General features: G+C 74.9%; 14 protein-coding genes and 1 pseudogene. 6 read left to right on the forward strand and 9 right to left on the reverse strand.

All coding sequences use genetic code 11. The features are described from left to right. Positions 1-24: 24 nt before the first annotated feature. Complete coding sequence (locus MM438_RS13100) at positions 25-426, reverse strand: anti-sigma factor antagonist (protein ID WP_241453107.1); 402 nt, start codon at positions 424-426, stop codon at positions 25-27. Positions 427-615: 189 nt separating this feature from the next. Between MM438_RS13100 and MM438_RS13105 the strand changes: the two genes are divergently transcribed. Both MM438_RS13105 and MM438_RS13110 read left to right on the forward strand, forming a co-directional pair. Continuing rightward, positions 616-3018, forward strand: coding sequence for a DEAD/DEAH box helicase (locus tag MM438_RS13105; protein WP_241453108.1), 2403 nt, complete (start codon positions 616-618; stop codon positions 3016-3018). A gap of 85 nt (positions 3019-3103) precedes the next feature. After that, positions 3104-3448, forward strand: coding sequence for a hypothetical protein (locus tag MM438_RS13110; protein ID WP_241453109.1), 345 nt, complete (start codon positions 3104-3106; stop codon positions 3446-3448). Positions 3449-3682: 234 nt separating this feature from the next. On the opposite strand, the pseudogene MM438_RS16970 reads toward MM438_RS13110, so the two are convergent. The 4 genes and pseudogenes from MM438_RS16970 to MM438_RS13125 form a co-directional block, all read right to left on the reverse strand. Then, positions 3683-4021: pseudogene (locus MM438_RS16970) on the reverse strand (Rv3654c family TadE-like protein); the annotation flags it as partial. Next, complete coding sequence (locus tag MM438_RS13115) at positions 4014-4346, reverse strand: TadE family type IV pilus minor pilin (RefSeq protein ID WP_241453523.1); 333 nt, start codon at positions 4344-4346, stop codon at positions 4014-4016. The gene MM438_RS13115 and the pseudogene MM438_RS16970, both read right to left, overlap by 8 nt. Before the next feature lie 4 nt (positions 4347-4350). Then, the gene (locus MM438_RS13120; protein WP_241453111.1) at positions 4351-4584 is read right to left on the reverse strand and encodes a DUF4244 domain-containing protein; all 234 of its coding nucleotides are present in this window, start codon (positions 4582-4584) and stop codon (positions 4351-4353) included. A 125-nt stretch (positions 4585-4709) separates the two neighbouring features. Continuing rightward, on the reverse strand, positions 4710-5009 hold the full coding sequence (locus MM438_RS13125; RefSeq protein ID WP_241453114.1) for a hypothetical protein: 300 nt from the start codon (positions 5007-5009) through the stop codon (positions 4710-4712). A gap of 263 nt (positions 5010-5272) precedes the next feature. Here MM438_RS13125 and MM438_RS13130 point away from each other — a divergent pair, with 263 nt between their 5' ends. The 4 genes from MM438_RS13130 (at position 5273) to MM438_RS13145 (ending at position 9338) form a co-directional block, all read left to right on the forward strand. Continuing rightward, positions 5273-5890 carry a hypothetical protein gene (locus MM438_RS13130; protein WP_241453116.1) on the forward strand — a complete coding sequence of 206 codons (618 nt, stop codon included), beginning with the start codon at positions 5273-5275 and terminating at the stop codon, positions 5888-5890. Then, positions 5869-6261 carry a hypothetical protein gene (locus MM438_RS13135; protein WP_241453117.1) on the forward strand — a complete coding sequence of 131 codons (393 nt, stop codon included), beginning with the start codon at positions 5869-5871 and terminating at the stop codon, positions 6259-6261. The genes MM438_RS13130 and MM438_RS13135 overlap by 22 nt, the downstream gene beginning before the upstream one ends. After that, a complete protein-coding gene (locus MM438_RS13140; RefSeq protein ID WP_241453119.1) occupies positions 6258-8054 on the forward strand; it encodes a GGDEF domain-containing protein in 1797 nt (598 codons plus the stop codon). Before MM438_RS13135 ends, MM438_RS13140 begins: the two co-directional genes overlap by 4 nt. Positions 8055-8207: 153 nt before the next feature. Then, positions 8208-9338 carry a GGDEF domain-containing protein gene (locus tag MM438_RS13145; RefSeq protein ID WP_241453120.1) on the forward strand — a complete coding sequence of 377 codons (1131 nt, stop codon included), beginning with the start codon at positions 8208-8210 and terminating at the stop codon, positions 9336-9338. Between the two features lie 113 nt (positions 9339-9451). Here the strand turns inward: MM438_RS13145 and MM438_RS13150 are convergent, their stop codons facing one another. Genes MM438_RS13150 through MM438_RS13165 form a run of 4 tightly spaced genes read right to left on the reverse strand, consistent with a single transcriptional unit; the run spans position 9452 to position 12769 of the window. Then, positions 9452-10024, reverse strand: coding sequence for a type II secretion system F family protein (locus MM438_RS13150; protein WP_241453123.1), 573 nt, complete (start codon positions 10022-10024; stop codon positions 9452-9454). Next, the gene (locus MM438_RS13155) at positions 10021-10749 is read right to left on the reverse strand and encodes a hypothetical protein (protein WP_241453125.1); all 729 of its coding nucleotides are present in this window, start codon (positions 10747-10749) and stop codon (positions 10021-10023) included. The genes MM438_RS13150 and MM438_RS13155 overlap by 4 nt, the downstream gene beginning before the upstream one ends. After that, positions 10746-12050 carry a TadA family conjugal transfer-associated ATPase gene (locus tag MM438_RS13160; protein ID WP_241453127.1) on the reverse strand — a complete coding sequence of 435 codons (1305 nt, stop codon included), beginning with the start codon at positions 12048-12050 and terminating at the stop codon, positions 10746-10748. The genes MM438_RS13155 and MM438_RS13160 overlap by 4 nt, the downstream gene beginning before the upstream one ends. Then, a complete protein-coding gene (locus MM438_RS13165) occupies positions 12047-12769 on the reverse strand; it encodes a CpaE-like family protein (RefSeq protein ID WP_241453131.1) in 723 nt (240 codons plus the stop codon). The genes MM438_RS13160 and MM438_RS13165 overlap by 4 nt, the downstream gene beginning before the upstream one ends. Positions 12770-12904: the final 135 nt, after the last annotated feature.

Genomic DNA, 12904 nt, shown 5'->3' on the forward strand with positions numbered 1-12904 from the left:
TCAGGGGGCGCGGCGACGAGCCGGTCAGGAGGCGCGGCGGCGGGCAGCGCGGGGCTCGCCGTGCGCGACGCGGCGGGCCCGCAGCTCGGCCACGCCCTGGGCGTCCGCGACGGTCGACACGATCGCGAGGATCGCGTCGGTGCGGGTGACCGTGAAGGGGCGGACGATCCGCTCGGCCCGCGCCGCCACCACCAGGTCACCGCCGCGCGCACGCAGCGCCCGCAGTCGCGACACCAGCACGTCGATCACGGCCGCGTCCACCAGGTCCAGGTCGGTCAGGTCCAGGACGAGGCGGCAGGCGCCCGCCGCGGCCAGGGCGTCCAGGGCGCGGGCCAGGCGCGGGGCCTCGACGATGTCGAGCTCGCCTGTCGCCCGCAGGACGACCTGGCCGTCGCGGATGGCGGTCGGGGTCAGCTGGGCAGTCATCGGTCCTCCCGGCTCGGGTGATACCCGAGGTGCACTCCCTCGTCACGAGGGGCTCGGAACCGGCCGTGGCTTGACCGCTCGCCACGCGGCGTGGCGCTTCGTTGTCTCGTTCCATACCCGGGGAGCGATGGCGCATACGCGGGCGGTGACACATTCAGGTCACGGACTCCGCCGCGTACCGTGGAGCCGATGCCCGCCACCCCTGACCCCGCCACCGGGCGACCCTTCGAGCCCGGCCGCGCCCTCGCCGAGCTCACCCGCGGGTCGCGGCTGGAGCGGCTGCGCCACGTCGAGACGCTCCCCGATCGGGCGGCCCGGACCGCGCCGTGGCCGACCTGGGTGCACCCGAGGCTGCGGGCGGCGTGGGAGGGCGCCGGCGTGACCGAGCCGTGGACGCACCAGGTGAGCGCCGCGGAGCTCGCGTGGGCGGGACGTCATACGGTGCTGGCGACGGGCACGGCCTCCGGCAAGTCCTACGGCTATCTGATGCCCGCCCTCACGGCGGTGCTCGACGGGCTGGGGGCGCGGTCGGGGCGCGGCGCGACGGTGCTCTACCTGTCCCCCACCAAGGCCCTGGCCGCCGACCAGCTCGCCCGCCTCTCGGCCCTGCAGCTGCCCGGTCTGCGCGCGACGACGTACGACGGCGACACCCCGGCCGACGAGCGCCGCTGGATCCGTCAGCACGCGCACTACGTGCTGACCAACCCGGACCTGGTGCACCACTCCTTGCTCCCGCAGCACGAGCGATGGGCGTCCTTCCTGCGGTCGCTGCGCTACGTGGTGGTCGACGAGTGCCACGTCTACCGGGGCGTCTTCGGCGCCCACCTGGCTGCCCTGCTGCGGCGGCTACGACGGGTGTGTGCGCGGTATTGCGCGACCCCGACCTTCGTCCTCGCCTCCGCCACGGTCGCCGAGCCGGCCGCCCACGCGCAGCGGCTCACCGGCCTGCCCTGCGAGGCGGTGACCGACGACGGGTCGCCGCGGGCGGCGATGTCGTTCGCGCTGTGGGAGCCGCCGCTGCTCGACGAGCACGGGGACGTGGTCTCGCCCGAGGACCTGGCCGACGGCTCGATCGCGGCGAGCCGTCGGTCGACGCTCACCGAGGGCGCCGACCTGCTCGCCCGTCTGGTCGACGAGGGGGTGCAGACCGTCGCCTTCGCCCGGTCCCGCAAGGGGGTCGAGGTGCTCGCCGAGACCGCACGCGGGATACGGCACGGCGACGGCGGGCGGGTGGCGGCCTATCGCGGCGGCTACCTGCCCGAGGAGCGCCGCGACCTGGAGCGGGCCCTGCGCAGCCGGTCGGTGGTGGGACTCGCGGCCACCAACGCGCTCGAGCTCGGCATCGACGTGTCGGGTCTGGACGCCGTGCTGCTGTGCGGGTGGCCGGGCACCTTCGCCTCGCTGTGGCAGCAGGCCGGACGGGCGGGCCGGTCCGGGCGCGAGGCGCTGGCGGTGCTCGTGGCGGACGACGACCCGCTCGACACCTACCTGGTCACCCACCCGGAGGCGATCTTCTCCCGGCCGGTCGAGGCCACCGTCGTGGACCCGGACAACCCCTACGTCCTCGCCCCGCACCTGGCTGCGGCCGCGGCGGAGCTGCCGCTGACCCAGGCCGACGAGGCGGTCTTCGGTCCCTCGACGGGTCCCCTGCTGCAGACGCTCACCCAGCGGGGGATCCTGCGCCGTCGGCCGAACGGCGGGTGGTACTGGGCGCGCTCGGACCGGGCCCACGACCACGTCTCGTTGCGGGGCTCCGGGGAGGCCGTGGTCCGCATCGTCGAGCGGCGCACCGGAGCCGTGCTGGGCACGGTCGACCACACCGCGGCCCAGCGCCAGGTCCACGCCGGGGCGGTCTACGTCCACCAGGGACGGTCGTACGTCGTCACCGAGCTGGACCTGGACGACGCCTGCGCCCTGGTGGTCGCCGGGGACCCGGGGTGGACCACCACGGCCCGCACCGAGTCGGCCTTCGACCTGCTGGCCGAGGAGCGCCACGAGCAGCTGGGGGCCGACCTGCGGCTGGCCTTCGGCAGCGTCGCGGTGCGGTCCCGGGTGACGTCCTTCCTGCGCCGGCTGCCGTCCGGAGAGGTGCTGGGCGAGCACCCGCTGGAGCTGCCCGAGTCCCGGCTGCACACCCGTGGGGTCTGGTGGACCATGACCGAGGACTGGCTCGACCGGCACGGGATCGACGCGACGGTGGTGCCTGGGGCCACCCACGCGGCCGAGCACGCCGCCATCGGCATGCTCCCGCTGGTGGCCACCGCCGACCGCTGGGACGTCGGCGGCGTCTCCACCCCGCTGCACCCGGACACCGGCCTGCCCACGATCCTGGTGTATGACGGCCACCAGGGCGGAGCGGGCTTCGCCGAGCGCGGCTACGAGCGGGCGACCACCTGGCTGCGGTCGACCGCGGACGCCATCCGGGCCTGCGGGTGCCAGGCGGGATGCCCGTCCTGCGTGCAGTCGCCGAAGTGCGGCAACGGCAACGAGCCGCTGGACAAGGCCGGGGCGCTGCGACTCCTCGACGGGCTCGTGCACGAGATGATCACGGGTTCGCCCGATGTGGCCCCTCCGCCCTTTCGGCTCCCGTAACCTGCTGCCCGAGTCGTCCCGGTTGTCACCCGTTCCGGGGCATCCTTATCCGCAGCGTCACCTTCCTCACCTCAGGAGCCCCCCTATGGTCGTTCTCGGCCTCCTCCTCGTCCTCGCCGCACTCCTCGCCGGCGTCCTCGCGGTCTACGGTCTGCCGTCGGCCGACGTCAACCAGATCAGCTGGAACTTCCTCGGCAACACCCTGTCGATCTCCCCCACCGCCGTCTTCTTCCTCGGTGTCGCATCCACGCTGGCCCTCGCCCTGGGCCTGTGGCTGATGTCGCTCGGCGCCCGCCACTCCGCCCGCAAACGTCGCGAGCTCAAGGAGCTGCGCCGCGAGCAGAAGGAGAAGGACCGCCTCGACCGTGAGCGCTCCACGGCCGACCTCCCGCGCGACGGCGCCACCGGCGTCGAGGAGAACCACCGCTGAACCGACGGTCGAGGGCAGGGCGCACCTGCTCCGACATCCCCGAGGGGGACCACCCGCGACCGAGGTCGCCGGCGGTCCCCCTCGGCGTTCACCGCCCAGCCGGCCCGTCGGGCGCACCCGGGGTCCGGGCGGCCGGTGGACCTGGGAGACCCCCGGCTCGTCGCTCCGCGAAGGCTCAGCCAGCGGGCGCCGATCTCCTGGAGGTGCGGGGTCCCGCGCGGGCCTGCGCCCTGGCCGGGGAAGACCACGGGGACCCGCGACGGACATCTCGACCGTGACGTCCGGGCCGACCGCGCGGCACCCCGCGAGCTGGGCGTCCGCGCGGGCCCCCACGGCCCGCGCGACCATGCAGGGATCGCCGCCACGAGCGGCCGCCGTCGCGCCTGCCACGGCGGCGAGGTCTGCTGCACCCCGCGCCCGGTGCGCGGCCAGCACCGCCGGGACGAGGGTCAGGGCGGCCACCACCAGCACGAGCAGCACCGCGCACGTCGCGAGGCCGAGCACCGACCCCGAGCCTCGCTCGTCGGCGCCTGGTCCGGCACGCCCGCGCAGGGCCGGCCGCAGCTCAGGCATGCCCGCCGCCCTCGACCGGGACGGCCGCCTCGGCGTGCGCCCCGACCGCCTCGGCCAGCCACCGGACCGGACCGTCCCGGGGCGCCGTCACCTGCACGACCGCCCACTCGCCCGTCGTGACCGTGACGGTGCTGCCCCGCGGGGCGCGGCCTGCGGCGAGCGCCCGCACCTGGTCCACCGGATTACCCCGGGCGGCCGCGCGTGCGGCGACGTGGGCGGCATCCACGCAGCGCACCTGGTCGATCCCCAGGGCCACCGCCTGCAGGCCGGTCGCAAGGGTCAGGACCACGGCGCCGGTCCCGAGGGCCAGCTCGGCCGTGACCACCGGCTCAGCCTCGGGTCGCCAGCGCCGCGGTGATGATACCCGTCAGCGCGGACCGCACGGCGTCCGAGCGGACGATGGCGATCAGGGTCGCCGCGAAGGCGACGGCTGCGATCGTTCCCACGGCATACTCCGCGGTGGTCATCCCGGCCTCGGCCCCACGTCGGGCCCGGGACACGACCTCGCTCCACCACCGGTGGCACCGTCCGTGCAGCCCGGACGCCCTCATGACCTGACCCATCTCCTGCTCCTCACCTCGGGGGTTGACGAGCACCATCGTGGACAGGGGCAGGGGTCACGCACCGGGCCGCGCCGCGCCCTGTGGAGGGGCGTGCAGGGACCGCGAAGAGCTGTGGACAGCGACGCTCAGGGACGGGTTCCGCAGGCTTCGTCCGCGACGTAGCGCCCCTCGTGCTCGGCCGCGAGGGCCTCGAAGCGGGTGCGCAGCCCGGCGGCCGCGCCGCCCTCGTCCACCGGCAGCCGGTCGTCGGTGATGCGCACGCCCCAGGACTGGGCATCGCGGACCACGGCGACCGAGTCGAAGCCCTCGGCCCGGAGCTGCTCGGCGACGTGGGAGGCCACCCCCTCGGTGGGGAGCAGGATGAGGTGAGCGGGCTGGGACAGGAAGTCGGTCACAGGGTTCTCCTTGGTCGGCGACTCGCTCATCGTGCCCCTTTCGGGGGCATCTGCGCGACCCTCCCTACCAGCAAGTAGCGGATAGTCACGAAGAGCCATGACGAGAGTTGCCCTTCGTCACGGATCGCTGACGTCCGCTGATCGGGCTTGGGCCCGGCGAGGTATTTGCGCTCGCCATTGGGGTGCCAGGACACCTCCGGAGCCTTCGCGGGACCGGTCGCCCTGATGAGATGGACTCAGTCCACACGGAGCGTAATGAGATGGTCCGTTCTCGTCACTACCCAGGAGTTCCCATGCGCAAGGCCCTCGCTGCCGTTGCCACCGCCGTCGCCGCCCTGGCCGGCGGGATCGCCGCAGCCGCTCCCGCCCAGGCCGCGACGTACCCGCTCCCCACGAGCTGCCCGACCCGCACCACCTCCCCGATGCTGTCCAGGTTCGGCGACACCAACGAGTACTTCGAGGTCGACAACGGCTCCTTCGCCTCGCCCACCGCCGGCTGGGACGGCTCCTACGGAATCTCCCCCGAGAACGAGCCCTGGTACGTCAACCCCGCCTCCTCCCAGAACTCGCTGTCGCTCTCCACCGGCGCCTGGGCCAAGAGCCCCGACCTGTGCCTGTCGGCCGGCGAGGAGACCACCCGCTTCTTCTACAAGGGCACCGGTCAGAGCGGCTCGGTCCTGTCCGTCAAGGCGATCATCACGTCGGACACCGGCGTCTACACCTACAACTACCGCCTGGACGCGTCCTTCACCGGCTGGCGTCTCTCGCCCGTCCTGTCGATCCCGAACTACTCCTACGACGGCGTCCAGCTGGTGTCCCTCCAGTTCGGCAACGCGTCGACCTACCAGACCGCCCGCCCGATCCAGGTCGACGACGTCCTCGTCGACCCGTGGCGCGCCTGGGGGTACTGATCGACCGCGGGCTGCTCCGCCCCCGACGCCCCGCGGCGCCGGGGGTCCAGCCGTATGCCGGGTCGGCGGACCAGGAGTCCCACGAACCGCAGGCCCGCAGGCCGGACCGGCACTGGCAGGAGTCCTCCTGGGCCCGACGGGGAGCCGGGATGGCACCCGGCCTCATCAGCGTCCTCGCGGCGCCGGCGGTCCTCCTCCTCGGACCGGGCGAGCTGTCCTGGGTCGCCTCGCTGGCGGGGGTCGGCCTCACCCTGCTCTACCTCTTCGCGTACCTGTCGCCCTTCCAGTCGTCCGTGGGCGGTTCCGTGCCCACCATGCCGGTCCTCGTGGCCGCGCTCCTGACCTCCCCCTGCACCTGGTCCCCGCCATGATCCTCACCGCGGTGGTGCTGGCCAGCGTGGTCGACGGCAAACGGACGCCGCGGTCGTTGGCGTTCGAGGTCGGCAACGTCCTGCACGTCTTCGCGCCGGTGGCGGCCCTGTGGCACACCCGTGGTCCCGCCGGGGTGGCCCATCCCTCCCTCCCCCTCCTGGCGGCGGCGATCCTGGCGCAGTTCCTGACCGATGCCGTGGCGGCCTACCTGCTGGACCGGCCGTCCAAGACTCCGGCCCGCGCCCTGGTGCGTCCGCTCGTCTGGACCTGGACGATCGATGCCCTGATGGCGGTCATCGGCTGGGGCCTGGCGCAGTCGGCCCACGGCCGGACTCCGCTGCTCCTGCTGCTCGTCCTCGCCCCGATCCTCCTGGTGCGCTTCCTCGGCGCCGACCGGGAGGCCTATCTGCGCCAGGCGCTCGAGATGCAGACGAAGTTCTCTGCCGCCGACGCCGCCGCCCAGACCGATCCGATGACCGGCTGCGCCAACCGCCTCGGGTGGGATCGCTCGGTCCGGGCCGCCAAGGACCGGCTGCACGCCGACTCCCACCTCGTCGGCACGGTGCTGGTCGCGGACCTGGACAAGCTCAAGGTCGCCAACGACACCTATGGCCACGAGGTCGGGGACCGGCTGATCACCGAGTTCGCCGCGCTGCTGCGCGACTGCGCCCCCGCCGACGCCACCGTCGCCCGGCTGGGCGGGGACGAGTTCGCCGTCCTCTCGGTGGCCCCCGCCCGACGGGGCGAGGTGGACCTGGTGACCTCGGTGCGCCAGGCGTTGCGCCGCCACGAGGGCGGGCTCCCGGTGCGAGTGTCCGCCTCGCTCGGGCAGGCACACCTGGAGGCCGACGGCGACCTCGAGCGCGCAGTGCTCGTCGCGGACGAGCGGGCCCGCGCGGACAAGGCCGCGCGGCGGGCGAGCCGCGAGCACGCCGCACCGGACTTCACCCCGGGGCTCCAGGAGCACGCGGCCCTGGTTCGCCCGTTCGGGGGATCTATCTGCCCTAGGCAGAATCGATTCGAAGAGCGACTATCGCCTACTCAGAGGTATATAACCCCGGAAAAAACACCTGTACGGGGGTATCGAACCTGGGCAAAGCCCCGCAAAGGGTGCCATGCTTCTTGCACTCGGGCTATCACTCGTCGCCCCTCGTGTCTGGAGTGCCACATGCGCCGCCGGCTCGCAGTCGCTGCCCTGTCCCTCGGCCTGACCCTGCCCGTCGGGGCGGCGCACGCCGCACCCGACCCCACCCCGCCCGGCTCCCTCGCCCAGGGCGGCTGCCCCGTCCCGCCCACCTCCCAGGCCCTGGCGTCCTATGGCGACGACGGCTGGTACTACCTCGTCGGCAACGGGTCGTTCGTCGACGGAGTCACCTCCTGGAACACCACCGGTGGCGCCATGGCAGCTGCCGACTCGGCCCCGCAGGACGTCATGGGCGCCGGCGGCGGCTCCCTGTCCCTGCCGGCCGGCGCGACCGCCACGAGCGACTCCTTCTGCACCGACAGCACCCACGACCGGGCCCGGTTCTTCTACCGCGGCACCGGCCGCCCCGGGTCCACCCTGCGGATCCGGGTGACGTCCACCAGCACCGTCCTCTACGCCTCGAGCTACACCACGAGCTACCTGCTCGACGGTGCGAGCACCCGGTGGAAGCTGTCGCCCACGATGGTCGTCCCCGACTGGACCGACCAGACCGGGAAGCAGCAGACCACCGTGGCCTTCGACGCGGTCGACGGGTTCTTCCAGGTCGACGACGTCATGGTCGACCCCTGGCGGTACAACACCAACTAGCCGGTGTTCGGTACCGGAAGACACAGACGGGCTGACCTCCAGCCGGTAGGCGTGCTGGAGGTCCCTCCCGCCGACGCGCTCAGGGAAGAGCTGAAGTCGGCACCTCCGAGCCTGTTGGACCGCGGAACAGTCATCGCCTACACCCTGGCAGTCATGACCGGGGTGGTGCTGTGCGCCCGGCCGGTCACGGTGTCACCACCCCAGGCCGCCCTGACCATCGGCCTCGTCGCGCTCTACGTGGTGGGGTACCGCACGGTCTTCCCCTCCGTGTCGGGGGCCTTCGTGGCCACCGAGCCGGTTCTCGTCGCCCTGATGCTGACGTCGCCACCCGGCTGGGCCCCGGCGGCAGTGGCCGTCGCCGTCACGCTCGGTGGCTTCGACGAATGGCCGATCTCCCACGTCCTCCATGGGCTGTTCCAACGTGTCGGGCAGGCTTTCCACTGCCTGGGCCCGGCCCTGGTGCTCGCGTCGGCGGGGTGGCCGGGCCCTGACGCCGTCACGACCGAGACGCTGCTGCTGGCGCTCACCGCCCAGTTCGCGTTCGACGGGGTGGCGGCGCTGCTGCGGGGCGCCGTGCAGGGGGTGACCCCTCGCCAGATGGCCCGGCCGCTGCTGTGGACCTTCTCGGTCGACGCGCTGCTGGCCCCCATCGGCTTCTGCATCGTCGCGACCGCCCAGACCCGGCCGGCGGCCTACCTGCTGCTCGCGACACCCATCGTCCTCGTCCGACTGATGAAGTCGGACCGGGAGTCGCACCGCAAGGAGGCCGAGGAGATCAAGACGGCGTACACCGAGGTGCGCGAGCAGGTGCACTTCGACCCGCTCACGGGGCTGCACAACCGTCGGGCGTGGGACGAGGCCGTCGCCCGCACAGCGGTGGAGATCTCTCGTCCCGACCGCCGGTCCGCGGTGGTCCTCGTCGCCGACGTCGACCATCTCAAGCCCACCAACGACACCTACGGCCACGAGGCCGGCGACCTGCTGCTGCAAGAGGTCGCCCAGGTCATGCGCTCCCTCGGCCCGGAGGACGCCGTCGTGGCCCGACTGGGCGGCGACGAGTTCGGGGTCCTGTTCACGGTGTCCCAGGGTTATCCGATGCCGGACTTCATGGGACTGGCCCGGCGAGCGATGGTCGAGGCGTCCGGGCGCCTGGGCCACCAGGTCTCCGCGTCCCTGGGGGTGGCCGTGTGCCCGCCGGGGGGCTCCGTCGAGGAGGGCATCCGTCGGGCGGATCAGGCCGCCGGCCTCGACAAGCACCGCCGGCGCGTCGCCCGCGTCTCCTGACCGCGCGGCTCTCACCCGCGTCCCGTAGGCGCGTCCCGTAGGCGCACCGCAGCCTCGAGGCCGCCCCCTCCTCGCTCACGCCGCCACGCCCGAGACGTCGCCCCGACGCGCGCTCATCCGGCGGCGGTGAGGGCGCGAGCCAGAGCGAGAACGACCGGCAGCACGGTGGTGAGCACGAAGCCTGGCAGGAAGGTCAGCCCCAGGGGCAGGGCGATGCGCGCGGACAGCTCCGCAGCCCGCAGGGCCGCTCCCTGAGCCTGCTCCTCGCGCAGCGCGGCGGCGGCCTGCACGAGGACCCCCGACGGCGGGACCCCCGCCCGCTCGGCGACCCGGAACGCCGAGGCGACCGGGCCCCAGGCGGCCGGGGCCAGACCCCACGCCTCGCCCACGGGCAGCCCCCAGCGCATCGCCGCCGAGACCACCCGCAGCTGCTCGCCGGCTCGGCCGCCCAGCGCCTCGGCCACCACGTCCAGGGCACCCAGGAGGGCCGCGCCCCCGGACAGGGCCACCGCGAGGAGGTCGGCCGCCTCCGCGACCGCGGCGAGGGTCAGCGGCTCCGCGGTGCCTGCGGCAGCGGGGTCGCCGTCGCCCGGCGCCTCGGTCGCCGCACCGGCTGGGGGACGCCCCGGCCGACCGGGCAGCACCAGCACAGCGAGACCGGCGAGTGCCGCGATCCACCAGGTCATTCCGCCACCGGCTCGCGACGGGCGACGTCCACCTGGCGGGCCACCCACAGCTGACCGACCCCGCACAACCCCGCCCCCAGCGCGCAGGACAGCAGGGTGAGCGGATGCGCATAGGTGGCGACCGGGTCCAGCCCGAGGGCCAGCACCACGAGCGGGCCCGCGAGCGGCAGCGCGGCGAGCAGCCGGGCCGTCGCCCGGGCGCCTGCCACGGCGGCGTCGACGGAGCCCGCCTGGCTGCGGCGGTCCCGGCCCGCGGCCACGGCGCGGCGCACCGCCTCCCGCGCCGGGCTCCCGATCGCGCCGGAGACGGCCAGGGCGCGCGCCACCGCGCGGGCGACCTCCGAGTCGTGCCCGACCTCGGCCCAGGCGTCGGCCGGTCCCCGGGCGCCGGCCCGGACGAACAGGTCGCGGACCGCGGTCGGGGCCGCGGCCACGGCGACCTCGTGGGCAGCGGTGAGGTCGAGCCCCGCCCCCAGCGCCGAGGCGAGCGCCTCGGCCACGGCGAGCAGCTCCCGGTCGCGCACACCTGGGTCCGGGGCTCGGCGCAGCAGGACGGGTCGCCGGAGCCAGCCCCGCGCCACCGCGCCGACGGCGGCGGGGGACCACGGGCCCGACCGCCCGACGCCCCGCCTCCGGGTCGCCCGGACCACCGGTCCGATGCTGCGGGTGGGCCAGATGAGCAGGACCAGGGACACCCCGGTCAGGGCGGCCACCAGGAGGGTCATCGGACGGCTCCCGGCCGGGGGCCCTGGGCGCTCCTGACGGCGACACCCTGCCCCGGGCCCGTCGCGCCGTCGGGGCCCACACCTGCCAAGCCCACACCCGCTGCACCCCCGTCCGCTGCACCCGCGACGGCGGAGTCCACGTCTGCGGAGCCCACGGCTGGGGGCGCCTTGCCGCCCAGCAGGTCGCGCAGGAGGGGCAGCCCAGGGCCCTCCTCGCACACACCCTCCGGCGAGACGGACAGGGCGGTCAGCACCTGGGGACGACCCTCGCCGGTGGGGTCGAGCACCCCGATCTCGGCGACCCTGCGCAGGCCGCCCGATCGGTCCAGGTGGACGACCACACGCAGCCCGCTGCGGGTCTGCGCCCACACAGCTGCCGGGCTCATCCCGGCCAACGCTCCCAGCGCCTCCAGGCGGGCCACCAGATCTGCGGCGGAGTTGGCGTGCACCGTGCCGCACCCGCCCTCGTGCCCGGTGTTGAGGGCCGTCAGGAGCTCGCGCACCTCCCCGCCACGCACCTCGCCGACGACGAGGCGGTCGGGTCGCATGCGCAGCGCCTGCCGCACCAGGGCGGTGAGGTCGACGCCGCCGACCCCCTCGACGTTGGGGTGCCGGGCCTGCAGCCGGACCACGTGCGGGTGGGTCGGCGCCAGCTCGCACGCGTCCTCGACCAGGACGATGCGCTCGCCGACGGGCGCGCAGGACAGCAGCGCCGACAGCAGGGTCGTCTTGCCCGTGCCGGTGCCCCCGGTGACGAGATAGGCCACCCGCCGGCGGACGAGGGCGGTCAGAGCCTCCTCCACCGGCCCGGCGAGCGCTCCCCGGCGGGCGAGCTCCGCGATCGACCACGGCGCCTGGCGAGGAACGCGCAGGGAGATGAGGGTCCCTTCTGGGGTGATGGCTCCGACGACGGCGTGCAGCCGCACCCCGGACGGCAGCACCGCGTCCACCCACGGCGAGGCGTCGTCGAGGCGGCGCCCGGCCCGGGCGGCCAGCCTGGAGGCCAGGGACCGGACCCGCGCCTCGTCACCGAGGTCCACCGCCGCGCGCTCCAGGCCACGACCGCGATCCACCCACACCGAGCGTGGGCCGTTGACCAGCACATCGGTGACCCCGGGCGTGCGGAGCAGGTCGTCCAGCTCACCCGCCCCGAGGGTGTCCCGGCGGACCCGGGCCAGCTCGGCCCTGGCGCCGCCGTCGCCGAGGACCACGCGCTGCTCGGCGACCACCGACCGGACCCGGCCCTCGTCGGGGCCACGTCCCTCGCTGATCTCCCGCCAGACCCCCGGTGGCAGGCTCATGCGGCCACCGCCGGCTGCAGCGCGGCGAGGAGCACGAGGTCGGCGGCGTCGCGCAGCGGTCCCCGCGCGGCACCCGGGACGGCGCCTCGGGCCAGCGCTCCCGGCAGCGCCCGGTCCTCCCTCAGGACCGCGAGGAGAGGCAGGTCCAGCAGGCCGGCGAGCGCCCACGCGTCGTCCGTGGAGCGACCGCGCACCACCAGCACCGTCCGGCCGTCGGCGCCGCCAGGCGATCCGACCTCGCGCAGCAGGGCGTGACGGGCCGCTGCGGCCGACACCTGGTGCGGCAGGCTGCCGGCGAGCAGCACCACCAGGTCGTGCCCCGTGACAGCTCCGGGCCACGACGCGGCGGCGGGGTCGGGCAGGTCGTGGAGCACCAGGTCGGCGGCGTCGGCCAGGGCGTCCCGCACCGCGCGCACGGCTGCGCCGGCCACGGGATGCGGGTGCGCCCGATCGGCGGCCAGGACGTGCACCCCGCGCCGGGAGGGCAGGGCCTCGACCAGCTCCGCGCCGTCGATGTGCCCCCGGGCCCGGCGCAAGTCCGGCCACCGCAGCCCGGGACGCTGCTCGATGCCCATGACGACGTCGAGCCCGCCGCCGCTGCTGACATGGTCGACGCACACGACCTGCCGGCCGCTCTGCGCTCCGCGCACGGCGACGGCCGCCACCAGCGAGCTGGCGCCCAGGCCACCGCTCGCTCCCTGCACCGCGATCGAGATCATGGGGCCACCCTCCCGGGGCTCGGGCGCCGGAGCCAGGGGCCGGCGAGGTCCTGTGGACGGCCGGGCCCGGACCGCGGCAGCCTGTGGACAGCAGCTGCCCGCCGCGGGTTCCGGTCAGGCTCACCCCCGCGCCAC

Origin of the sequence: Arsenicicoccus dermatophilus (assembly GCF_022568795.1) — a bacterium.
GTDB classification, from domain to species: Bacteria; Actinomycetota; Actinomycetes; order Actinomycetales; family Dermatophilaceae; genus Arsenicicoccus; species Arsenicicoccus dermatophilus.

What these genes read in the sequence shown, in the direction of transcription:
- MM438_RS13100 (WP_241453107.1), bottom strand. Translation starts at nt 426, where the DNA reads ATGACTGCCCAGCTGACCCCGACCGCCATCCGCGACGGCCAGGTCGTC.
- MM438_RS13105 (WP_241453108.1), top strand. Translation starts at nt 616, where the DNA reads ATGCCCGCCACCCCTGACCCCGCCACCGGGCGACCCTTCGAGCCCGGC.
- MM438_RS13110 (WP_241453109.1), top strand. Translation starts at nt 3,104, where the DNA reads ATGGTCGTTCTCGGCCTCCTCCTCGTCCTCGCCGCACTCCTCGCCGGC.
- MM438_RS13120 (WP_241453111.1), bottom strand. Translation starts at nt 4,584, where the DNA reads ATGGGTCAGGTCATGAGGGCGTCCGGGCTGCACGGACGGTGCCACCGG.
- MM438_RS13125 (WP_241453114.1), bottom strand. Translation starts at nt 5,009, where the DNA reads ATGAGCGAGTCGCCGACCAAGGAGAACCCTGTGACCGACTTCCTGTCC.
- MM438_RS13130 (WP_241453116.1), top strand. Translation starts at nt 5,273, where the DNA reads ATGCGCAAGGCCCTCGCTGCCGTTGCCACCGCCGTCGCCGCCCTGGCC.
- MM438_RS13140 (WP_241453119.1), top strand. Translation starts at nt 6,258, where the DNA reads ATGATCCTCACCGCGGTGGTGCTGGCCAGCGTGGTCGACGGCAAACGG.
- MM438_RS13145 (WP_241453120.1), top strand. Translation starts at nt 8,208, where the DNA reads ATGACCGGGGTGGTGCTGTGCGCCCGGCCGGTCACGGTGTCACCACCC.
- MM438_RS13150 (WP_241453123.1), bottom strand. Translation starts at nt 10,024, where the DNA reads ATGACCTGGTGGATCGCGGCACTCGCCGGTCTCGCTGTGCTGGTGCTG.
- MM438_RS13155 (WP_241453125.1), bottom strand. Translation starts at nt 10,749, where the DNA reads ATGACCCTCCTGGTGGCCGCCCTGACCGGGGTGTCCCTGGTCCTGCTC.
- MM438_RS13160 (WP_241453127.1), bottom strand. Translation starts at nt 12,050, where the DNA reads ATGAGCCTGCCACCGGGGGTCTGGCGGGAGATCAGCGAGGGACGTGGC.
- MM438_RS13165 (WP_241453131.1), bottom strand. Translation starts at nt 12,769, where the DNA reads ATGATCTCGATCGCGGTGCAGGGAGCGAGCGGTGGCCTGGGCGCCAGC.